15 protein-coding genes and 2 pseudogenes are annotated in these 20722 nt (G+C 62.5%); 11 read left to right on the top strand and 6 right to left on the bottom strand.

Features of this window, described 5'->3' with window-relative positions; translation table 11 throughout:
- Window positions 1-169 precede the first annotated feature (169 nt).
- The 3 genes and pseudogenes from MF410_RS16285 to MF410_RS16275 form a co-directional block, all read right to left on the bottom strand.
- Window positions 170-535, bottom strand: a complete 366-nt coding sequence (locus tag MF410_RS16285; RefSeq protein ID WP_097624792.1) for a VOC family protein — start codon at window positions 533-535, stop codon at window positions 170-172.
- A gap of 84 nt (window positions 536-619) precedes the next feature.
- Window positions 620-1321 carry an SDR family NAD(P)-dependent oxidoreductase gene (locus MF410_RS16280; protein WP_097624793.1) on the bottom strand — a complete coding sequence of 234 codons (702 nt, stop codon included), beginning with the start codon at window positions 1319-1321 and terminating at the stop codon, window positions 620-622.
- A 75-nt stretch (window positions 1322-1396) separates the two neighbouring features.
- Window positions 1397-2086: pseudogene (locus MF410_RS16275) on the bottom strand (DNA-3-methyladenine glycosylase I).
- Between the two features lie 230 nt (window positions 2087-2316).
- Here MF410_RS16275 and MF410_RS16270 point away from each other — a divergent pair.
- The 5 genes from MF410_RS16270 to MF410_RS16250 all read left to right on the top strand — a co-directional run bounded on the left by MF410_RS16270 (window position 2317) and on the right by MF410_RS16250 (window position 8831).
- On the top strand, window positions 2317-4113 hold the full coding sequence (locus MF410_RS16270; RefSeq protein WP_097624794.1) for an acyl-CoA dehydrogenase C-terminal domain-containing protein: 1797 nt from the start codon (window positions 2317-2319) through the stop codon (window positions 4111-4113).
- A 225-nt stretch (window positions 4114-4338) separates the two neighbouring features.
- The gene (locus MF410_RS16265) at window positions 4339-5547 is read left to right on the top strand and encodes an acetyl-CoA C-acetyltransferase (RefSeq protein ID WP_097624795.1); all 1209 of its coding nucleotides are present in this window, start codon (window positions 4339-4341) and stop codon (window positions 5545-5547) included.
- Between the two features lie 2 nt (window positions 5548-5549).
- On the top strand, window positions 5550-5933 hold the full coding sequence (locus MF410_RS16260; protein WP_097624796.1) for a cupin domain-containing protein: 384 nt from the start codon (window positions 5550-5552) through the stop codon (window positions 5931-5933).
- A 16-nt stretch (window positions 5934-5949) separates the two neighbouring features.
- Window positions 5950-8163 (top strand): 3-hydroxyacyl-CoA dehydrogenase NAD-binding domain-containing protein, encoded by a 2214-nt coding sequence (locus MF410_RS16255; RefSeq protein WP_097624797.1) that lies wholly within the window; start codon window positions 5950-5952, stop codon window positions 8161-8163.
- Between the two features lie 458 nt (window positions 8164-8621).
- A complete protein-coding gene (locus tag MF410_RS16250; RefSeq protein ID WP_003545273.1) occupies window positions 8622-8831 on the top strand; it encodes a cold-shock protein in 210 nt (69 codons plus the stop codon).
- A 223-nt stretch (window positions 8832-9054) separates the two neighbouring features.
- On the opposite strand, the gene MF410_RS16245 is transcribed toward MF410_RS16250, so the two are convergent.
- Window positions 9055-9555 (bottom strand): MarR family transcriptional regulator, encoded by a 501-nt coding sequence (locus MF410_RS16245; RefSeq protein WP_097624798.1) that lies wholly within the window; start codon window positions 9553-9555, stop codon window positions 9055-9057.
- Window positions 9556-9609: 54 nt separating this feature from the next.
- Between MF410_RS16245 and MF410_RS16240 the strand changes: the two genes are divergently transcribed.
- The 3 genes and pseudogenes from MF410_RS16240 to MF410_RS16230 all read left to right on the top strand — a co-directional run bounded on the left by MF410_RS16240 (window position 9610) and on the right by MF410_RS16230 (window position 13178).
- Entirely contained in the window at window positions 9610-10014 is a 405-nt protein-coding gene (locus MF410_RS16240) for a GFA family protein (protein ID WP_097624799.1), read from the top strand.
- Between the two features lie 83 nt (window positions 10015-10097).
- A complete protein-coding gene (locus MF410_RS16235) occupies window positions 10098-10562 on the top strand; it encodes a nuclear transport factor 2 family protein (protein ID WP_131711355.1) in 465 nt (154 codons plus the stop codon).
- 259 nt (window positions 10563-10821) lie between these two features.
- Window positions 10822-13178 (top strand): annotated as a pseudogene (locus tag MF410_RS16230) (methyl-accepting chemotaxis protein).
- A 60-nt stretch (window positions 13179-13238) separates the two neighbouring features.
- Here the strand turns inward: MF410_RS16230 and MF410_RS16225 are convergent.
- Entirely contained in the window at window positions 13239-14432 is a 1194-nt protein-coding gene (locus tag MF410_RS16225) for an MFS transporter (protein WP_097624801.1), read from the bottom strand.
- A gap of 163 nt (window positions 14433-14595) precedes the next feature.
- Here MF410_RS16225 and MF410_RS16220 point away from each other — a divergent pair, with 163 nt between their 5' ends.
- On the top strand, window positions 14596-15153 hold the full coding sequence (locus tag MF410_RS16220) for a TetR/AcrR family transcriptional regulator (RefSeq protein ID WP_097624802.1): 558 nt from the start codon (window positions 14596-14598) through the stop codon (window positions 15151-15153).
- A 9-nt stretch (window positions 15154-15162) separates the two neighbouring features.
- On the opposite strand, the gene MF410_RS16215 is transcribed toward MF410_RS16220, so the two are convergent.
- Window positions 15163-18666 (bottom strand): hybrid sensor histidine kinase/response regulator, encoded by a 3504-nt coding sequence (locus MF410_RS16215; RefSeq protein ID WP_097624803.1) that lies wholly within the window; start codon window positions 18664-18666, stop codon window positions 15163-15165.
- Between the two features lie 221 nt (window positions 18667-18887).
- Between MF410_RS16215 and mscL the strand changes: the two genes are divergently transcribed.
- On the top strand, window positions 18888-19325 hold the full coding sequence (gene mscL, locus MF410_RS16210; protein ID WP_097624861.1) for a large conductance mechanosensitive channel protein MscL: 438 nt from the start codon (window positions 18888-18890) through the stop codon (window positions 19323-19325).
- Window positions 19326-19447: 122 nt separating this feature from the next.
- Complete coding sequence (locus tag MF410_RS16205; protein ID WP_097624804.1) at window positions 19448-20614, top strand: pyridoxal phosphate-dependent aminotransferase; 1167 nt, start codon at window positions 19448-19450, stop codon at window positions 20612-20614.
- Window positions 20615-20722 lie beyond the last annotated feature (108 nt).

The following is a 20722-nucleotide window of genomic DNA, read 5'->3' as shown; positions in this document are numbered from 1 at the left end:
CGCGAGACTGGGAAAAGGAATGCGGATTGCTGTTGCTCAATCCGCACCTTTCACGAAACGTGGTAAACAAGCCGTTAATGTCGCTGAGAATTTTTTAACGTTTGGGCTCAAAACGCCGTTTTTGGCGGCAATTGCCGGCCAATTGGTCGGATCGAAGGGCGGTGCGCGTTCAGGCCGGCCGCTTATATTGCAGCTCGATCTTCACGCCCTCGGGGCCGTAAACGAAGACCTGGCCGAGATCGGTGTCGGGGATATCGTAATATTCGTAGCGATAGCCGCTCGACTTGATGCGCTCCAGCGCCGGGGCGAATTCGTAAAGGCTAAAGGCGACATGGTTGAAGATGCCGGGTGGAAAATCACCGCTGCGCGATGTCAGGCTGAGATGGATGACCGGGCGGTCGTCGAGATAGAGCCAGTGGCCGGGCGAGGGGAAAGGCGGCCGGTAGCCTTCCTCGACGCCGAGCACGGTCTTGAAGAAGCCGATCATGCGAGGCGCATCGCGGGTATCGATCGTGACATGGTCCAGGCGCGGCATCGGTTCCTCCCTGCCAGCTCTTTCGACGAAACATAGTCTGTTCGTAACCGCCGCGAAAGCGGCCTCTTCTGCGCCGCCGGCAGCTCAGAAATTCTCCGTCCATGGCCGGACTTCCACTTCCAGCGACCAAGCACTGCGGTGCTGGCGAAGCACGTCGATATAGGTCTGGGCGATCGCGTCCGGCAGCAGCGTGCCGTCTGGTTTCTCCGCCCGGTCCGGCCGGATTTCGGAACGCACGCCGCCGTCGATGACGAAATGGGCGACATGGATGCCCATCGGCCCGAGCTCGCGGGCGGCACTCTGGGCAAGGCCGCGCAGCGCGAACTTGCCCATAGCGAAGGGAGCCGATTGCGCAAAGCCTTTCACGCTTGCCGAAGCGCCGGTGAAGAAGATCGCGCCGCGGCCGCGCGGTATCATGTGCTGCGCCGCCTGTTGCGCCACCAGAAAGCCGCCGAAGGCGGTGGTCGCGATCGCCTTTTCCACTTCGGCGGGGTCGAGTTCGGCAAACGGGCCGCGCACCCGGGCGCCGGCATTGAAGATCACGACCTCTGGCCCGCCGATGGTGGCGGCAGCCTCTTCGAACAGCGCCGCGACGCTGGCAGGCTTCGACACATCGGCGCTGAATGCGCTGGCGCCTGTTTCCTCCAAGAGCGCCTGGAGCTTTTCGATGTTGCGGGCGGCAAGCCCGACCTTGACTCCGAGCGCCGACAATTGCCGGGCGAGCGATGCGCTGATGCCGGAACCCGCCCCGACGATGAGGGCGCTGGCATAGGGAAAGTCGGACATGAGTATCTTCCTGCGTGGATCGTCCGAAAGAGGTAGGAAGTGCCGATGGCTCGTGCCAGCGCCCTGGCGGGAATTTCAGTGCGGCCCTACCGCATCGATCGAATAGGCGCTGATGCGCGAGAGGTGATTGAAGGAAAGGCCGGTCTCCTCGGCCCATGCATTGAAGGCCTGCTGGATCAGCGGCTGGTCCTTCTTCGCTGTGCCGGAGGCAGACAGCGGCACGCCCGCCGATCGCAGGCAGGCGAGTACGTCCATCGTGGCGACGAAGCTGTCGCGGCCGATGCCGCGCAGGAAATATTGCCCGGTCATGCCGCCGAGCCGGCTGCCGCGTTTGCTCAGCAGGTCGAGAAGGCCGATCTGGTCCTCTCGCGGCCAGTCGGCGATAAAGGCGCCGGCGCTGCCATATTCCTTCGCCAGCTCCCTCACGAAAGCGGCATTGGCGCGCACCGCCATGATCTTCGCGCCGTTGCGGATGATCCGTTCGTCCGAGGTCAGCTCATGTCAGTAATCGTCCGGCGCAATATTGAGCATTGCCGGATCGAAACCGTAAAACGCCGCTTCGAAGCCCGGCCACTTCGCATCGATCACCTTCTGGACGAAGCCGCTGTAGAAGATACGTCGGGTCATGTCGGCGAGGATGCGGTCGTCGGGCATGGTGCGCAGCCGGTCGTGATCCGGCCGATGTTTCTCCAGCATTGCCTGCAGCGCTGCCGCGCCGCCTTTCCGTTGCTCCGCACGCTGCCTTATCGCATCGAAACTGATCATCTGAAGCATTCCCGATCTGCGGTTTAAAGAGCCTTGCCGCTTATACGTCGTTCCGCAATGGACAAGGAAGGGGAGACGACGTCTCGTCAGCAGTTGCGGATTCGCGCCCGTAATTTTTTTCGCGAAAGGCAGCCAAGGTGGCGATTTTGACGTTTACGCAAACGTCAATATTTTGTAAGACAGTCCGCGAGGCCGGCGCGACCGGCAGTCGAATGGGAGGAATTTGACAGATGCCAGTCTACAAGGCCCCGGTGAACGATACGCTCTTCGTCCTGAACGACGTGCTGGGCCTCGAACGCTACAACAATCTGCCGGGTTTCGCCGACGCCACGCCCGATATGATCGAAGCGATCCTCGGCGAGGCGGCCAAGGTGGCCGAAGAAGTTCTCTTTCCCGTGAATTATTCCGGCGATCAGGAAGGCTGCACGCGCCACGACGATGCCAGCGTCTCGACGCCGAAAGGCTTCCAGGAGGCTTACAAAGCCTATCGCGATGGCGGCTGGATCGGCCTTGCGGTGCCGGAGGAATTCGGCGGGCAGGGGCTTCCCTATACGCTGCATACCGCCGTCGGCGAATATACCTCCGCCGCCAACATGTCGTTGATGATGTATCCGGGCCTGACGCAGGGCGCGATCGCCGCGATCCTCGTCCACGGTTCGGCCGAGCAGAAAACCACCTATCTGCCGAAGATGGTGGACGGCGCCTGGACCGGCACGATGAACTTGACCGAGCCGCATTGCGGCACCGATCTCGGCATACTGCGCACCAAGGCAGTGCCGCAGGCCGACGGCAGCTACAAGATCTCCGGCCAGAAGATCTTCATCTCCGCCGGTGAGCATGACCTTGCCGACAACATCGTCCACTTGGTGCTTGCCCGCATCGAAGGCGCGCCGGAGGGTACCAAGGGCATCTCGCTCTTCATCGTACCGAAATTCCTCGTCGGCAAGGACGGTGCGCTTGGCGCCCGCAACGCGGTCACCTGCGGTGCGATCGAGCACAAGATGGGCATCCACGCCAACGCCACCTGCGTCATGAATTACGACGAGGCGACCGGCTTCCTGATCGGCGCCGAAAACCGCGGCCTCAACGCCATGTTCGTGATGATGAACGAGGCCCGTCTGATGGTCGGCCTGCAGGGTATCGCCATTTCCGAGATCGCCTATCAGAATGCCGCCAACTACGCCCGCGACCGCATCCAGGGTCGCTCGCTGTCCGGCCCTAAGGCGCCGGACAAGAAGGCCGATCCGATCATCGTCCATCCCGATATCCGCCGAACGCTGATGACCATCCGCGCCTTCAACGAGGCCGGCCGCGCCTTCCTGCTCTGGACGGCGCTCAAATCCGATATCGCCCACCGCGCCACCGACGACAAGGAGCGCCAGACGGCCGACGATATTCTCGGCCTCGTCACCCCCATCCTCAAGGGCGTGATGACCGACAAGGGCTTCGATAACGCCGTCATGGCCCAGCAGGTCTTCGGCGGTCACGGCTATATCGAAGAACACGGCATGAGCCAGTATGTGCGCGATGCCCGCATCGCCATGATCTATGAAGGCGCCAACGGCATTCAGGCGCTCGACCTCGTCGGCCGCAAGCTCGCCCTGAACGGCGGCCGCGCCGCCATGGCCCTCTTCAAGGAGATCGGTGATTTCTGCGAGGAGAACCGCGGCGACGAAAAGCTCTCCTTCTTCACCAAGCATCTGAAGAAGGGCTTGAACGACGTCCAGGCCGCGACCATGTGGTTCATGCAGAACGCCATGGCCAAGCCCGACAACGCCGGCGCCGGCTCGACCGACTATATGCATCTCTTCGGCCTCGTCGTTCTCGGCTATATGTGGGCAAAGATGGCGAAAGCCGCCGATGACGGCCTTGCATCCGGCGATGCGAGCCGCGAAGATTTCCTGAAGAACAAGCTGGTGACCGCCCGCTTCTTCATGGAGCGCATCATGCCGGAAACCGCGCTGCGCAAGACCCGCATCGAAGCCGGCGCCGACACGATGATGGACCTGGCCGCGGAAGCCTTCTAATTGAGGTTCCCCCTTCTCCCTAGCGGGGAGAAGGTGGCCCGAAGGGTCGGATGAGGGGGCCGCAGGCGCGGCTTTCGTTTGGCTCCGGCCTTGCCGGAGACCCCTCATCGCCTCGCTTTGCCCAAGGTCGAGCCACTGGTCTCGACCCGTCCTTCGCACCCCGCTGGGGAGAAGGGAAAACACGAAATTTACCGGCGCCCGCCGCGCCGCCAGGGAGACGAGACAATGACCGAGGTTTTCATTTACGATCACGTCCGCACGCCGCGCGGCCGCGGCAAGAAGGATGGCGCCCTGCATGAGGTGCCCTCCGTCCGCCTTGCGGCCAAGACGCTGGAGGCAATCCGCGACCGCAACGGGCTCGACACCACGACGGTCGACGACATCATCATGGGCTGCGTCGATCCGGTGATGGATGCCGGCGCGGTCATCCCCAAGGCCGCCGCTTTCGAGGCCGGTTATTCCACCAGGGCGCCCGGCATGCAGATCTCCCGTTTCTGCGCCTCCGGGCTCGATGCCGTCAATTTCGGCGCCGGCAAGATCGCCCAAGGGGCCGACGACATCGTCATCGCGGGCGGCGTCGAAAGCATGTCCCGCGTCGGCCTCGGCATGTCCGGCGGCGCCTGGTTCATGGATCCCTCGGTGAATTTCCCGGCCTATTTCATGCCGCAGGGCGTCTCGGCCGATCTCATCGCCACCAAATACGGTTTCAGCAGAACCGATCTCGACGCCTATGCCGTCGAGAGCCAGAAGCGCGCCGGACATGCCTGGGCGCAGGGTTGGTTCGACAAGTCGGTCGTCCCGGTCAAGGATCAGAACGGCCTGACGATCCTGGATAAGGATGAACATATGCGCCCGGGCACCGATATGCAGGCGCTGGCTTCGCTCAATCCGTCCTTCCAGATGCCGGGCGAGATGGGCGGCTTCGAAGCCGTCGGCATCCAGGCGCATCCCGAGATCGAGCGCATCAACTATGTCCACCATGCCGGCAATTCCTCCGGCATCGTTGACGGCGCCGGCGTCGTCCTGCTCGGCTCGAAGGCCGGCGGCGAAAGCATGGGGCTGAAGCCCCGCGCCCGCATCAAGGCCTTCGCCAATATCGGCTCCGATCCGGCTTTGATGCTGACCGGCCCGGTCGATGTCACCGAGAAGCTGTTGACGCGGACCGGCATGCGCCTTGCCGATATCGACCTCTTCGAGCTGAACGAGGCCTTCGCCGCCGTGGTGCTGCGATACATGCAGGCTTTCGACATCGATCACGACAGGATCAACGTCAATGGCGGCGCCATCGCCATGGGCCATCCGCTCGGCGCCACCGGCGCGATGATCCTCGGCACGGTGCTGGACGAACTTGAACGCCGCGACCTCAACACCGCGCTGGTGACGCTCTGCATCGGCGCCGGCATGGGCACGGCAACGGTTATCGAAAGGGTCTGAGGATGGGCTTCAACACCGGCACGATCGAAACCGAATATGCGGAGGTCACCGAGCACTGGTCGCCCCGCGTCATCGCCGATCTCAACGGCCAGAGCGTCAAGCTCGCCAAGGTCCAGGGCCAGCTGACCTGGCATTCCCACCGCGACGAGGACGAGCTTTTCCTCATCTGGAAGGGGTCGCTGACCATCGAATATCGCGACCGCCCGCATGTGCATCTGAGCGCCGGTGATTTTCATGTCGTGCCGAGAGGTGTCGAGCATAATCCGGTTGCGCCAGAGGAATGCTGGATCGTGCTTTTCGAGCCGTCGCAGACCAAGCACACCGGCGATGTCGTCACCGAAAAGACGAAGACCTTAGACGCGCAGCGCAGCCATTTGCCGGCTTGATCGGGGAGGAAACCCAATGACCTACACCAATTTCACGCTCGAAACCGACGCCGACGGCATCGCTCTCGTCACCTGGGACATGCCCGGCAAATCGATGAACGTTTTTACCGCCGAGGTGATGGCCGAACTCGACGCGATCATTGACGCCACGACCGCTGACGCTGCCGTCAAGGGCGTCGTCTTCACCTCGGGCAAATCCTCCTTCTCCGGCGGCGCCGATCTGTCGATGATCAAGTCGATGTTCAGCGCCTATCAGGACGAGAAGGCAAACAGCCCGGAGACAGCGGTGCAGACGCTTTTCGGCCTGGTCGGGCGCATGTCCGGCCTGTTCCGCAAGCTCGAAACATCGGGCAAGCCCTGGGTTTCGGCCATCAACGGCACCTGCATGGGCGGCGCCTTTGAACTGTCGCTTGCCTGCCACGGTCGTGTCGCCTCCAACGCCAAGAGCGTCAAGATCGCGCTGCCCGAGGTAAAGGTCGGCATCTTCCCCGGCGCCGGCGGCACCCAGCGTGTGCCGCGGCTGGCCAACGCCCAGGACGCGCTGCAGATGATGACGACCGGCCAGTCGCTGACCGGCTCCCGCGCCAAGGCGATGAACCTCGTGCATCAGGTGGTCGACCCGGATCAGTTGATCCCCGCCGCCAAGCAGATGATCAGGGATGGCCTGAAGCCGGTCGCCCCCTGGGACGAGAAGGGCTTCAAGGCGCCGGGTGGCGGCATCTGGACGCCGGCCTCCGCCCAGCTCTGGCCGGCCGCACCGGCAATCCTGCGCCGCGAAACCTCCGGCAATTATCCAGCCGCGCTCGCCATCCTGAAATGCGTCTATGAAGGCCTGCAGGTGCCCTTCGATACCGGCCTGAAGGTCGAGCAGCGTTATTTCACCGAAGTGCTGCAGACCCGCGAAGCCTTCTCGATGATCCGCTCGCTGTTCATCTCGATGCAGGAACTCGGCAAGGGTGCCCGCCGCCCGGCAGGCCATCCCAAGACCGAACTGAAACATGTCGGTGTCGTCGGCGCCGGCTTCATGGGCGCCTCGATCGCCTATGTCACCGCCGCCGCCGGTCTCCCAGTGACGCTGATCGACCGCGACATGGAAGCGGCCGCCAAGGGCAAGGCCGTCTGCGAAGGCCTGGTCAAGGATTCCGTCGGTAAGGGACGGTTTACGCAGGACGAGGCCGCGGCCCTTCTTGCCCGCATCACGCCCTCCGCCGATTATGCCGGTCTCGCCACCGCCGATCTCGTCATCGAGGCGGTGTTCGAGGATCGCGAAGTGAAAAAGTCGGTCATCGAGGCGGTCGAAGCCGTACTGCCGGAAGGCGCGATCTTCGCCTCCAATACCTCGACCCTGCCGATCACGGGACTGGCGAAGAACTCGAAGCGCCCCGCCGATTTCATCGGCATCCACTTCTTCTCGCCCGTGGAGAAGATGATGCTGACCGAGGTCATCCTCGGCAAGGAGACCGGCGACAAGGCGCTCGCCGTCGCTCTCGATTATGTCGCGGCGATCAAGAAGACGCCGATCGTCGTCAACGACACCCGCGGCTTCTTCGTCAATCGCTGCGTGCTGCGCTACATGTCTGAGAGTTACGACATGCTGATCGAGGGCGTGCCGCCTGCGATGATCGAGAATGCGGCGAAGATGGCCGGCATGCCGGTCGGTCCCCTGGCGCTAAACGACGAGGTGGCGATCGACCTGTCGCTGAAGATCCTCAAGGCCACCGCCGCCGATCTTGGCGAGAAGGCGATCGACCCCAGGCATATGGAGCTGATCTCCCGAATGGTGGAAAAGGAGGGCCGTTTCGGCCGCAAGAATTCCAAGGGCTTTTACGACTATCCGCCGAAACCGGCGAAAAAGTCGCTCTGGCCCGAACTGAAGAGCCTCTACCCGCAGAAGAAGGCGGATGAGGTCGATGTCGCCGTGCTGAAGCAACGCTTCCTCGTCACCATCGCGCTCGAAGCCGCCCGCACCGTCGAGGAAGGTATCGTCACCGATCCGCGCGAAGCCGACGTCGGCTCGATCCTCGGATTCGGCTTCGCGCCCTATACCGGCGGCGCGCTCAGCTATATCGACGGCATGGGCGCTAAGGCCTTCGTGGACCTGGCAGAAAAGTTAGCTGGGGCTTACGGAGATCATTTCAAGCCGACGCCGCTGCTGAAGGATATGGCTGCCAAGGGTGAGACGTTTTATGGGCGGTTCGATCCTTATGCGGGGGCGAAGGTGGCGGCGTAAGCCGTTTCGCGGTCTTGGTTTTAACGGGACGAGCTTTTCCGTTGTGCCGCGGCCGCCCCCCTCTGCCCTGCCGGGCATCTTTCGCACAGGTGGGGAGATCACAAGTGGCCAAACCTTCCCGTCCCTCGACGGTTTCGCCACGCTGTGACGCCAGTTGTTTGGGGAAGCCAGTAAGCCAAGCCAATCTCCCCACCTGGGGGGAGATGCCCGGCAGGGCAGAGGGGTGGCCACGGCACGCCGTCCAAGAACGTCCCGCAAGCTGATTCGACTTTTCCGTGCCGACGCCTTGCCACGGACACAATTCCCGATTAAACGTTCTCGCATCGATCTTGCTAGATGAACTTTGAAACGGCGCTTGCGTCGTTCCTGGCGAACTTCCTCCAAAATCGGTTTTCATCGCCGCTCGTGCTTCGGTACGCGCGGCAATCTTCTATGAGCGATTCGAAAAGGATATCGTCATGAGCACTGGTACCGTAAAGTGGTTCAACGCAACCAAGGGCTTCGGCTTCATTCAGCCGGATGACGGCGCTGCCGACGTTTTCGTCCACATCTCGGCCGTCGAACGCGCCGGCATGCGCGATCTCAAGGATGGCCAGAAGCTGTCTTACGAGCTCGTCCGCGACAACAAGTCCGGCAAGATGTCGGCTGACCGCCTCCAGGCGGCTTAAGGCCCAGAGCAATTTCCAGGAAAACTGCGAAGCGGTTTTCCGTCGGGAATTGCGTAGAATAAAAAGCAGCGCGTCCCTTGGACGCGTGGAGCTTTGAATATCATCTCCGGATCGTGACCACGGATGTACTGGCACGGTTCGTTGAGATGGCAGGGAAGGTCGGGTTAGCCCGGCCTTTTTTATTTGCGGTCAGCCCCGGCCGTATCATCGCAAGGCCGATCGTTCAGCCGCGCGACGCCTCTTCGGCCTCCAGCATCTCCATCACCCGCGCCATCACCCCCCGCGCGGCATCGAGTTCGGTCGACATAAACGCGGCTCCAAGCCCATCGGCCCATCGGGCCTGCGCCACCTCGATGACGCCGAGCCGCGCTGCCCCTTCCGCGGTCAGCCGCACCAGCTTGGCCCGCTGGTGCTGCGGGTTGTCGGCATAGGCGATCAGCCCTTCACCCTCCAGCACGTCGGCAAGCCGCTGCACGCCCTGGCGGGCGAGGCCGAGCGCACGGGCGATCTGCGCCACCGACATGTCGCCGCGCCTTGCTGCGGCCAGCACCTGCCATCGCGCGCTTGTCTGTCCCGCGGGCTTCGCCAGCTGGTCGCCCGCCGCCGTCAGATGGCCGGCGAGGCGAAGGGCGGTGATCGCGAAAGCGGAAAAGGCATTCCCCTCCATCGTTCGCTCCGGCCGATTTTGTTTGACAACATGTTGTCGATTTTGTATCTCATCCATAATGACAACATATTGTCATATCGAAGTGTTGAAGGCAACAGTGAGGCGAGCGCCATGAAGAAGACCTACAAGGGAAGCTGCCATTGCGGCAAAGTGCACTACGAGGTCGATATGGATCTCGAAGAAGGCACCGGCCGCTGCAATTGCTCGATCTGCGCCAAGCGGCGCTATTGGGGCGCCAACGTCAAGCCGGAGGATTTCCGGCTGATGTCCGACGCAGCTGAGACATCAGATTACCAGTTCAACACGAAGAGCGGCCATCACCGCTTCTGCCGCACCTGCGGCGTGCCTGCCTTCGGCGACGGTTATGTCGAGGCGGTCGGCGGCGCCTATGTCTCGATCAACATCGCCTGTCTCGACGATATCACCCCTGAGGAACTGGCAGCCTTATCAGTCCGTTATTACGACGGCAGGCACGATGCCTGGTGGAACGAGCCTGAAGTGACGAGTTATCTCTGAAGCAATTCAGCAAATTGCGTGGCGGTTGTCGGATCGTCCTCCTCTCGTTCGTCCTCTGGCCGTAGTGGAAAAGGAGAACGATCGTGAACGACGAAGCCAATGCCAGGCATGAAGAAGAGGCGATCATCGCCATGCTGATGATGCGGGCCAAGGCGCTCGGTGAAAAGAACGCCGAAGAGGCGCTTTCCTATGAGGCCGAGGATTCCGTCGAGTTTTCGCTGGCGCCGCCGCTCGTCATCAATGGCAAGGACGAGGCCGGCGTGCAGGCCTGGTTCGATACTTGGGAAGGCCCAATCGGTGGCGAAGTGCGCGATGCCAGGTTGACGGTCGGCGGCGATGTCGCCTTCTGGAGCGGGCTGACGCGCATGACAGGCACCAAGACCGATGGCACGGAGGTCAATCTCTGGTTCCGCCAGACGCTGGGCCTCGTCAAGCGGGATGGCCGCTGGCTGGTCGTCCATCAGCACGCTTCCGTCCCCTTCGCCATGGATGGCAGCGGCCGTGCGCTGCTCGATCTGAAGCCGGAAAGTGCAGGCCCTGCGGAATAATCCCGTCGTCTTCAAAGCATGCCGTGCAGACCGCGCAGCGGTTTTGCGGCAAAGACATGCGAGAAAATAAACACTTAAAGCGCGCGCGGATCTGAAGGATAGCGGCGCTGCTTTAGAGCATAAGAACTTTCTTTTAATCAAATTTTGCAAGCATGAATATTGGGGGGCCTTCAGTTTCTGCTGGATGACGGTTGTTTAAACGCGCCGGCGAATTGGACTTAAGGCATGCGCCAGTACAGCAGCGAAGGCGAGCGGGAACATGCTTTTCAAGTCTACGACAAGTCGCAATCTCTTCTCTGTGGCGGCCTGCGGCGTCATTGCCGTTATTGTCGCTTCGGGGGCCATTTTCTATCGGTCCTATACCGAAATTCACAGCGGCAGCATCGAGCAGATGCGCCAGATCGCGACGGCCGAGGCGCTGAAGGTCGAAAAGAACATCGGCGGCACCGTGCATATCGTGGACGGTCTGAACGCCGTGCTGACGACGATGAAGGAAATGGGCGACACCGATCGAGCCAAGGCGGACAAGGTCCTGCGCAACATGCTGCAAGCCAACCCCCGGTCCTTGGGATTTGGACCGGATGGGAGCCGAATGCTTTCGACGACAAGGACAAGGAATACGTCGGCAAGGAAGGACACGACACGACGGGCCGCTATGTGCCCTATTGGGTGCGCAGCGGCGGCCAGATCACCCATGCGGCTTTGACGGATTACACCGTCGCTGGAGCGGGCGACTATTATCAACTGCCGTTCACGCAGCGCAAAACCGTGATCATCGAGCCCTATTCCTATGCGATCGATGGAAAAGACGTTTTGATGACCTCTGTCACCGAGCCGATTGTGATCGACGGCAAAGCCGTCGGCGTTGCCGGCCTTGATCTTTCGCTTCAGGACACCGCCAAGGCGCTGTCAGCCAGCCGACCGATGGGAGCGGGCTTTCTTGGCCTGGTCACCAGTGCCGGCAAGATCGTCAGTCACCCGGATGCAAGCCTCATCGGCAAGAGCCTTTCCGAGACCGGAGCGAAAACTGCGGATTGGGACCATCTCATCGCCAACGCCGGTCTTGAGCGTGAAGTGACCAATGAGGACGGCAGCGTCTCCCTGGCAATTGCCACCGCCGTCAAGCTTGCCGAGGGCTCCAATTGGTATGCGATCGTTTCGGTCCCGAAGGCAACACTGTTCGCACCGCTCTATGCGGTGGTTCGGGATGCCATCGTCGCGACGAGCCTTGCGGCGGTGCTGCTGGGCATTGCCGGGTGGCTGATCGCACGCCGCTTCGTCGGCCGGATTTCCGGCGTCATCGCCGAGACTGCCGAGATTGCCGCGGGCAAGCTCGATGTCACCCTGAAGGACGGTGAGGCGAAGGACGAAATCGGCGATCTCTCGCGCTCGCTGAAGGCGCTATTGGAGAGCAACCGCGACAGGGCGCGTCTGGAGACCGAGGCAGAAGAAAACCGCGCGCTGCAGGAACGGGAGCGTGCCGAGCGCGCCCGGATCGACCAGGCCCAGGAAGCGGACGTCAAATTCGCCGTCGGTGAATTGGCGCTTGGCCTAGCCAAGCTTGCCGAAGGCGACATGACGAGCGCGCTCGAGCATCCTTTCGCCGCGACGCTTGATGAGACCCGCATCAATTTCAACGAGTCGGTCGTTAAACTGCGTTCGGCGCTGGTGTCGTTCTCGCAGAATGCGGAGGTCATCCAAAGCGGCACCGAGGAGATTCGTTCTGCGGCCGACGATCTGGCGCGCCGGACGGAACAACAGGCTGCCTCCGTCGAGCAAACTGCCGCGGCGCTTGAGCAGATCACGACATCCGTCAAGGATTCCACGGCGCGTGCCGAAGAAGCCGGATCGATGGTTGTTCGCACGAAGGAAAATGCCGAACGGTCCGGCCAGATCGTGCAGCGGGCTGTCGAAGCGATGAACGACATCGAACAGTCCTCCAAGTCGATCTCCAATATCATCGGCGTCATCGACGAGATCGCCTTCCAGACGAACCTGCTTGCGCTGAATGCCGGCGTCGAGGCCGCCCGTGCCGGAGAAGCCGGCAAGGGCTTCGCGGTCGTCGCTCAGGAGGTCCGGGAGCTGGCGCAGCGCTCGGCCGGCGCAGCCAAGGAGATCAAGGCGCTGATTAGTGCTTCCGGCGGCCAGGTGCGGCATGGCGTTGCCCTGGTGCGTGAGACCGGCGATGCCTTGGACGGGATTGTGCAGGAGGTGCAGCAGATCGACCGCAATGTCCACGCGATCGTCCAATCCGCGCGCGAGCAGTCGACCGGCCTTCAGGAAATCAATACCGCCGTCAATCAGATGGATCAGGCGACGCAGAAGAACGCGGCTATGGTCGAGGAGTCGAATGCCGCGGCCCACACGCTTGCGACCGAGGTTTCCGCCCTGTCCGGACGGTTGGGCCAGTTCCGCCTCGATACGGGCACGGGCATGACATCGGCTATATCGCGATCGAACGCGCCGCGTCCGCTCGCCGCGCCGAAAATCGTCTCGTCGCATGCAACGATCCCGGTTCCCTCGCCGGCGCGTGCGCTGAAGAAGACGCTGGCGGCCGCGCTTGGCGGCGGTTCAAAGGCGGCCGCGCCGGCCGACCACGGCTGGGAGGATTTCTGACCCGATCCCTTCAACGGAACGGTGACGGATCCCCACCATGGATGATTGCGGCGGCCGTCCTCAGGCCGCCGCCTTCCGTCGTCCGGCGCGAAGCCCGAGCAGTCCGGCGCCCATCAGCAGCAGGATTGCCGTCGCATAGATATCGGTCGTCAGCGCATAACCGGCAGATTTCGCCAGGAACCCGGCAAGAATCGCCGGCAGGCTGAAGGCGAGATAGCTCTGAACGTAGAACGCCGACAGCAGCCCGGCCCGTTCATCCGCCTTGGCGAGCGGCATGATGGTGCCGATCGAGCCGAGGAAATTGGTGCCGAAACCGGCGCCGGTGAAGACGGTGCCGATGAGAAGCAGCGGCACATTGGCGAGATGCACGCCGGCAACGACCGTCAGAATGCCGAGCGTCTTGGCCGACACGCCGAAACCGAGATTGGCCGAGGCCGACTTGCCGCGCCTGAGATAGACGGTGATCGCTCCGCTCGCCATCAGCGCAGTCACGACGGCCCCTCCGGTCAGTGGCGCGCGGCTGCCGGTGGTGCTGGCGACCAGCGACGGGACCAGCGAAAGATAGAAGCCGGCGAGCGTCCAGTTGGCGATGTTGATCGGCGTCACCAGCGACAGCGGCCGCTTCACCTGCTGGGGAACCGTGACCCTGGGGATCAGCGAACCGAGCGCGCCCGGCCGTGTGCCGCCGGTCTCCTGCGTCAGCCAGATCGCCGCCGCCAGCAGCGCGAAGGCGAGAAGCAGCAGGGCATAAATGAGATGCATCGGGAAGGGGCCGTATTGGATCAGGGCGCTGGTGCCGACCGCGCCCACCGCCATGCCGCAAAGCGGCGCGATCGAATTGACGATCTGCCCCTTTGCCCGGTCGACATCCACGAGAGCAGCGCCCAGCGAGGCGCCGGCGATCCCGGTCGCAATTCCCTGGACGATCCGCGCCGCAATCAACCAGCCGGGGCCGCCGGCGACGACGAAGAGGCCCATGGCGATGATTTCGAGCACCAGGGCGAAAAAGATCACCGGCTTGCGGCCGAGATGATCCGAGAGCGAACCGGCGGTCAGGAGCGCTGCCAGCAGCGCGAAGGCGTAAACGGCGAAGACCACCGTAATCAGCACCGGCGAGAGCGAGAAGTTTTCCTGGTAGATCCGGTAGAGCGGCGTGGGCGCCGCGGAGGCGCCGAAAAAAGTGGCGAGCGTCAGCGCATGGAAACCGATCGAGGGCTGCGGCGCATTCTCTGTGGATTTGGCTGCGGCGACCATATATAAGCCCTCTTAAAGCTAAGCCGTTGCGTTAGCTCCATGTAAGGCGAGTGCATCGTAAAGGCAAATTCTTTGCGTTTATGGTTCTGTCAAAGATTTTGAACCATGCGTGTGTAAGGCATGTCGCCCGGAAGGTTCCGGGATAAGAGGTCGGGTTGCAGGCATGGCAGTGAAAGAGAATCTCCGTCCGGGCGGCAGAAGCGCCCGGGTTCAGGCATCGGTGCACAAGGCGGTCCGTGAGCTATTGGCCGACATGAACCGTGCCGAGGTGACGATTCCGCTGATCGCCGCCAGCGCGGGTGTGACGCCGTCGACCATCTATCGCCGCTGGGGCGACCTGCAGGAGCTTCTTGCCGATGTCGCCGTCGAGCGGCTGCGTCCGGATATGCAGCCGATCGATGCCGGCAGCGGCAAGGCCGATCTACAGGCCTGGGCTGAGCAATATGCCGAGGAAATGTCCTCCGGGCCGGGCCGCGAGATGATCCGCGACGTGCTGGCGGCACAAGCGGGCGCCAATGCCTGCAAATGCTCGGAATATACCCGCCAGCAGATCCTCGTCATCGCCGAGAGGGCCAAGGCCCGTAGCGAGATCTTTCCGGATGTGGACCGGGTCATGGATGATGTGGTGGCGCCGATCATGTACCGCATCCTGTTCGACGACGTGCCGGATGCCGCGCGGGTGAGCGATCTAGTCTCGCGCGTCATGACCACGAAGGATTGAGCCTGTCTCTTACTCCGCGGCCGCGCGCTTGAGGCCGGAAATCTGCGTGATATAGGCGCGCAGGGCTGCCGGCCGCACCGGCTTGTGCTGGACGGCGATGCCGTATCGCTCGGCCTCGCTGCGCACTTCAGGCGTGCGGTCGGCGGTAACCAACAAAGCGGGAATATCGGCGCCGAACTGCCGGCGCAGATGCAGGATCGCGGCGATGCCGGTGCCGTCGTCGAGATGATAATCGGCGATGGCGAGATCCGGCGGCCCGTCACGGCCGTCGCCTGATATCACGTCGGCGAGGCCATTAAGCGCCTTGACCTCGCAGCCCCAGCCGCTCAGCAGCAGCCGCATGCCCTCGAGGATCTTCGGCTCGTTGTCGATGCAGAGGATCTTCAGTCCCTTGAGCGGCTGCCCCGGCCGGTCGGCGGGCGTGACGGCCGCCGCCGCCTCGGCCGGCCGCGAGATGTCGAGCGGCATGGCGATGCGGAATTCCGTGCCCCTGCCGTGCGTCGAGTGCAGCTCCACCGGATGGTTGAGCACCCGGGCGATGCGGTCGACGATCGACAGGCCGAGTCCGAGGCCGGAAGCGGTTTTCGCCCCTTCGTCCAGCCGGGCGAATTCCTTGAACACCGTGCGGAATTTCGACGGCGGTATGCCGATGCCGGAATCGATCACCTGGATGATCACCTGGTTACCGCGCCGCCGCGCGCCCACCAGCACCTTGCCGGTGATCGTGTATTTGATCGCGTTGGAAACGAGGTTCTGCACCAGCCGGCGCAGAAGATTGGGGTCGGAGCGCACCCTGAGCGACGTCCGCATGACCACTAGCTTCAGCTGTTTTTCGCGGGCGATCGGCGCGAAATCGGTTTCGATCCGCTCCAAGAGGTCGGAAAGTGCGACGGCAGCGAGCCGCGGCCGCATCGCGCCGGTATCGAGCCTGGAGATATCGAGCACCGCGCCGAGAATGGTTTCGACCGATTCCAGCGCCGAATCGATATTGCGGACGATCGGGCTGTTGTCGGATTGCGCCATGCGCTCGACCAGTGCCGAGGAATAGAGCCTGGCGGCGTTCAGCGGCTGCAGGATATCGTGGCCGGCGGCGGCGAAAAAGCGCGTCTTGCCGATATTCGCCTCGTCGGCGGCGGCCCGCGCCTCGGCGAGTTCGTGATTGACGCGGGTCAGCTCGGCCGTGCGTTCGGCAACGCGCTGCTCCAGCGTCTCATTTGCCTGTTTCAGCGCCTGGTCGGCGCTGACGCGCTGGGTGATATCGGTGAAGGTGGCGACGATGCCCTTGTCCGGCATGGCGTTGGAGCGCACCTCGATAATCCGCTCGCCGCCGCTGAGCACCAGTGCGAAGGGTTTGTCGAGCGTCAGGAAATGCCGCACCGTCTGATTGAGATCGCCGGGCGCGATGTCGCCGCGCTCGCTGAGTGTTTTGACGATATCGGACAAGGGGAAACCGACCTGGCCGGCGCTTTCCGGCAGGTCCAGCAATTGCCGGAAGCGCCGGTTCCAGATCGTCAGCCGGTTGGAGCTGTCGAAGACGGCAATGCCCTGGTCCATCTGCGAAAGGGCGGTTTGCAGCATATCCTGGTTATATTGCAGCGCCTCGCTCGCCTGGTCGAGCAGCCATGCAGTGTCGGAAGAGGCGTCCTCGGTCTTCTGCAGGATCAACGACAGCACCAGCCGCGCCGAGGACGAGCCGATGGCGCTGCCGAGCAGCTGCTCGCTGAAATGGATCAGCGCCATATCGGCCGGCTGATCGTCCTCCAGCTTGCGGCCGGAGCTTTGTTCGTAGGTCGTCAACGAGCGCTGCATGCGTTCTTCGCCGAGATAACGCGAGATCGCCGCCTTGAGATCGCCGACGCTGATGCGGGTCTTCCAGCCGCGCGTGGCAAATTGCGAGCGCGAATGGCGTTTGACGAAGATGCCGGCCTGGATGCGTTCGAGTGGCCTGGCATTGCGGGTCAGCGAGCCGACGATGAAGAAGGCGGTGTTGACGAGGAGGCTCATCACCGTCGCATTGACCAGCGGATCGGCGTCGGGCGCGGCAAACAGTGTCGTGCCCGGAAAGATGAAGCCGAGCACGGCGCTCGCCACATAGGAATAATCGGGGCCGCCGAGCGAGGGCAGGAACAGCAGGTAGATCCAGATGACGAAGCCGGAGGAAAGCCCGAGGATCGCGCCGCGTGCATTGGCCCGCCGCCAGATCAGCCCGCCGAACAGCGCTGGGGCGATCTGGGCGATGGCGGCAAAGGAGAGAAGGCCGATCGAGGCAAGGCCGGCGGTGCTGTCGGTCGAGCGGTAATAGGCGTAGCCGAACAGCAGCACCGCAAAAATGGCGCTGCGGCGGATGTTGAGCAGCGTCTTGGCGAAATTGTCGCGCTGGCTGGCGCGGCCGGCAAGTTTACGCCTCAGGAAGATCGGCATGATGATGTCGTTCGACACCATGATCGACAGCGCCACGGAATCAACGATGACCATCGCCGTTGCGGCGGAAAAGCCGCCGATGAAGGTAATCAGCGACACCACCGGCATCTCACCGGCCAGCGGCAGCGACAGCATGTAGAAATCGGCATTGCCGGCGCCGCCGAAGGTCAGCAGTCCGCCGATCGCCACCGGCAGCACGAAGAGATTGATCGCAATGAGGTAGGTGGGAAACAGGAAGCCTGCGAGTTTCAGCTGTTTCGGCGTCCGGTTTTCGACGACCGTCACGTGGAATTGCCGCGGCAGCAGGATGATCGCGAAGGCCGACAGCGCGATCAGGGTGATCCAGCGGCTGATCGGCGTGTGGTAGCTGAGGGCCGACATGACGAGGCTGTTGTCGACGGTCTTTTGCCAGAGATCGCTCGGGCCGTCGAAGAGAAACCAGATGACGCAGACGCCGGCCGTCAGGAAGGCGACCAGCTTGACCACGGATTCCATCGAAACGGCGAGGATGAGGCCGTCCTGGTGTTCCGTCGCGTCGGTATGCCGCGTGCCGAACATGATGGCGAAGCAGGCAAGCACCAGCGTCGCCACGAGCGGCAGGTCGAGAAAGTAGAGATTGCCGCTGCCAATGCCGTAGTCGGACGGGTTGACCATCGCGCTTACGGTGCTGGAGATCGCCTTCAGCTGCAGCGCGATATAGGGAATGGTGCCGATCAGCGAGATCAGCGCGACGATGGTGGCGACGGTCGGGTTCTTGCCGTAGCGCGCGGCGACGAAATCGGCAACCGAGGTGAGCTTCTCGGCCTTGGCGAGCTCGATGATGCGGCGAAGCAGCGGCATGCCGAGCGTGAAGACCAGAATGGGGCCGATATAGATGCCGGCAAATTCCAGGCCGCGCTGCGCGGCAAGCCCGACGCTGCCGAAATAGGTCCAGGAGGTGCAGTAGATCGCCAGGCTCAGCGCATAGACCACCGGCCATCCGCCTTCGAGCGCACCCGGGCCGCGCTTCTTGCGGTCGCCATAGCTTGCCACGGCGAAAAGCAGGAGCAGATAGCCGAAGGCAGACGCGAATATGACCCAGCCTGGAAGCATTGACCCTCCGCCGGCGGAAAACCCGCCGGGACCTCCCGCAACCCTTTCAGCTTAAGTCATTTCAGAGGCGTTGAAAATTCCCGCCCGTCTAGGCCTTAAGTCAAAGACCACCGGGGGTATTGCCAAATAATTGCGATTGCCGATTGATTAATCGCAATGAAGATGTAGCTAATGAAATCCATCGCATACTCTCTGAAATGGATCGAAGGGAGACGGATCCGATGCTCAACGAATTCAAAGCCTTTATCGCCCGCGGCAATGTCATGGATTTGGCGGTCGGCGTCATCATCGGCGGCGCCTTCGGTGGCATTGTCAAATCTCTGGTCGACGACCTCATCATGCCGATCGTCGGCGCCATTTTCGGCGGCTTCGATTTTTCGAATTATTTCCTGCCGCTCTCCTCTGCCGTCAACGCGCCGACACTGGCAGCCGCCCGCGCGCAAGGGGCGGTGTTTGCCTATGGCAGCTTCCTCACCGTGCTCATCAACTTCCTGATCCTTGCCTGGATCATCTTCCTGATGGTCAAGGGCGTGAATACCCTGCGTGCCCAGGTCGAGCGCAAGGAAAAGGCCGCACCGGAGGAACTGCCCCCGCCGCCGGCAGACGTTCAGCTGCTCACGGAAATCCGCGATCTTCTGGCCACACGCCCGACGGCTTGATCCGAGCTGGAGCCCATCCGTTCCTGCCGGACTCATTCATCACGAAAATCGATGTGCCATCACTGGATATCATGGGATTTGCCGGCGCAAATCCTCTATGAAGGCGGAAACCGGAGATATGCATGTCGATTGTGAAGAGCCTCAGCCCGCGCGCCTTGGCGGCGCCAGAAAGCGGGATCGTCGAAGTCGTCAATTATGCCCGCGGCCGCGAAGGCCTGCTGCCTCTCTGGGTGGGGGAAGGCGACCTGCCAACGCCGGATTTCATCAGCCGGGCGGCGATGGACGCGCTTGCTTCAGGCGAGACCTTCTACACCTGGCAGCGCGGCATTCCCGAGCTTCGCCAGGCGCTTTCGGATTATTACTTCAGGCATTTCGGACACCGGCTTCCGGTCGAGCATTTCTATGTCACCGGCTCCGGCATGCAGGCGATCCAGATCGCCGTGCAGACGATGACCTCGCCGGGTGACGAATTCGTCTATCTCACCCCCGCCTGGCCGAATATCGCCGCAGCCCTGGAGATCGCGGGTGCGCGCTCCGTCGGCGTCGAACTGCAGTTCGAAGGCGGCAAATGGGCGGTCGATCTCGACCGCGTCGAAGCCGCCATCACGCCGAAGACCAGGGGCATCTTCGTCAACACGCCGTCGAATCCGACGGGCTGGACGGCGACGAAGAAGGATCTTGCCGATATCCTGGCGCTGGCCCGCCGGCACGATCTCTGGATCATGGCCGATGAAATCTACGCGCTCTATTATTTTGCCGGCGGCCGGGCGCCGTCTTTCCTCGATGTGATGCAGACGGACGACAAGATCATCTTCGTCAATTCCTTCTCGAAGAACTGGTCGATGACCGGCTGGCGCGTCGGCTGGATCGTCGCCCCGCCTCAGATGGGCCAGGTGCTCGAAAACCTCATCCAGTATTCGACATCGGGTGTCGCCCAGTTCATGCAGAAGGGCGCCGTCGCAGCCCTTAATCAGGGCGACGATTTCATCGCCGCCAATATCGCCAAGGCGGCCCGCTCCCGCGATCTTCTCTGCGACGCGCTTGTCGCCACCAATCGCGTGGAGACACTGAAGCCGGATGGCGCGCTCTATGCCTTCCTCAAGATCGACGGCGTCACCGACAGCCGCAGCGCTGCCATCGACATCGTCGACAAGACAGGCGTCGGCCTTGCCCCCGGAACCGCGTTCGGCGCCGGCGGCGAACTTTTCCTGCGCGCCTGTTTCCTGCGCGATCCCGCCCAGGTGGCGGTCGCGGCCGAGCGTCTCTGCGATTATATCCTCAAGCGCTGAGAAGCGGCTCGATCCAAACGATTTCGTGCCGGAATCGGCCGATCGATAAAACTTGAGCAAAGCCTGAAATCGGCCTCTAACCACAAGTCCAAACATACCGGTTCAAAG

Origin of the sequence: Rhizobium sp. C104, from assembly GCF_022354505.1 — a bacterium.
Taxonomy (GTDB): Bacteria; Pseudomonadota; Alphaproteobacteria; order Rhizobiales; family Rhizobiaceae; genus Rhizobium; species Rhizobium redzepovicii.
The sequence above is the reverse complement of the archived record's forward strand: the minus strand, read 5'-3'. Positions and strand labels throughout refer to the sequence as shown.

Coding starts and splice junctions, on each gene's coding strand:
- MF410_RS16285 (WP_097624792.1), bottom strand. CDS start 535: ATGCCGCGCCTGGACCATGTCACGATCGATACCCGCGATGCGCCTCGC.
- MF410_RS16280 (WP_097624793.1), bottom strand. CDS start 1,321: ATGTCCGACTTTCCCTATGCCAGCGCCCTCATCGTCGGGGCGGGTTCC.
- MF410_RS16270 (WP_097624794.1), top strand. CDS start 2,317: ATGCCAGTCTACAAGGCCCCGGTGAACGATACGCTCTTCGTCCTGAAC.
- MF410_RS16265 (WP_097624795.1), top strand. CDS start 4,339: ATGACCGAGGTTTTCATTTACGATCACGTCCGCACGCCGCGCGGCCGC.
- MF410_RS16260 (WP_097624796.1), top strand. CDS start 5,550: ATGGGCTTCAACACCGGCACGATCGAAACCGAATATGCGGAGGTCACC.
- MF410_RS16255 (WP_097624797.1), top strand. CDS start 5,950: ATGACCTACACCAATTTCACGCTCGAAACCGACGCCGACGGCATCGCT.
- MF410_RS16250 (WP_003545273.1), top strand. CDS start 8,622: ATGAGCACTGGTACCGTAAAGTGGTTCAACGCAACCAAGGGCTTCGGC.
- MF410_RS16245 (WP_097624798.1), bottom strand. CDS start 9,555: ATGGATGAGATACAAAATCGACAACATGTTGTCAAACAAAATCGGCCG.
- MF410_RS16240 (WP_097624799.1), top strand. CDS start 9,610: ATGAAGAAGACCTACAAGGGAAGCTGCCATTGCGGCAAAGTGCACTAC.
- MF410_RS16225 (WP_097624801.1), bottom strand. CDS start 14,432: ATGGTCGCCGCAGCCAAATCCACAGAGAATGCGCCGCAGCCCTCGATC.
- MF410_RS16220 (WP_097624802.1), top strand. CDS start 14,596: ATGGCAGTGAAAGAGAATCTCCGTCCGGGCGGCAGAAGCGCCCGGGTT.
- MF410_RS16215 (WP_097624803.1), bottom strand. CDS start 18,666: ATGCTTCCAGGCTGGGTCATATTCGCGTCTGCCTTCGGCTATCTGCTC.
- mscL (WP_097624861.1), top strand. CDS start 18,888: ATGCTCAACGAATTCAAAGCCTTTATCGCCCGCGGCAATGTCATGGAT.
- MF410_RS16205 (WP_097624804.1), top strand. CDS start 19,448: ATGTCGATTGTGAAGAGCCTCAGCCCGCGCGCCTTGGCGGCGCCAGAA.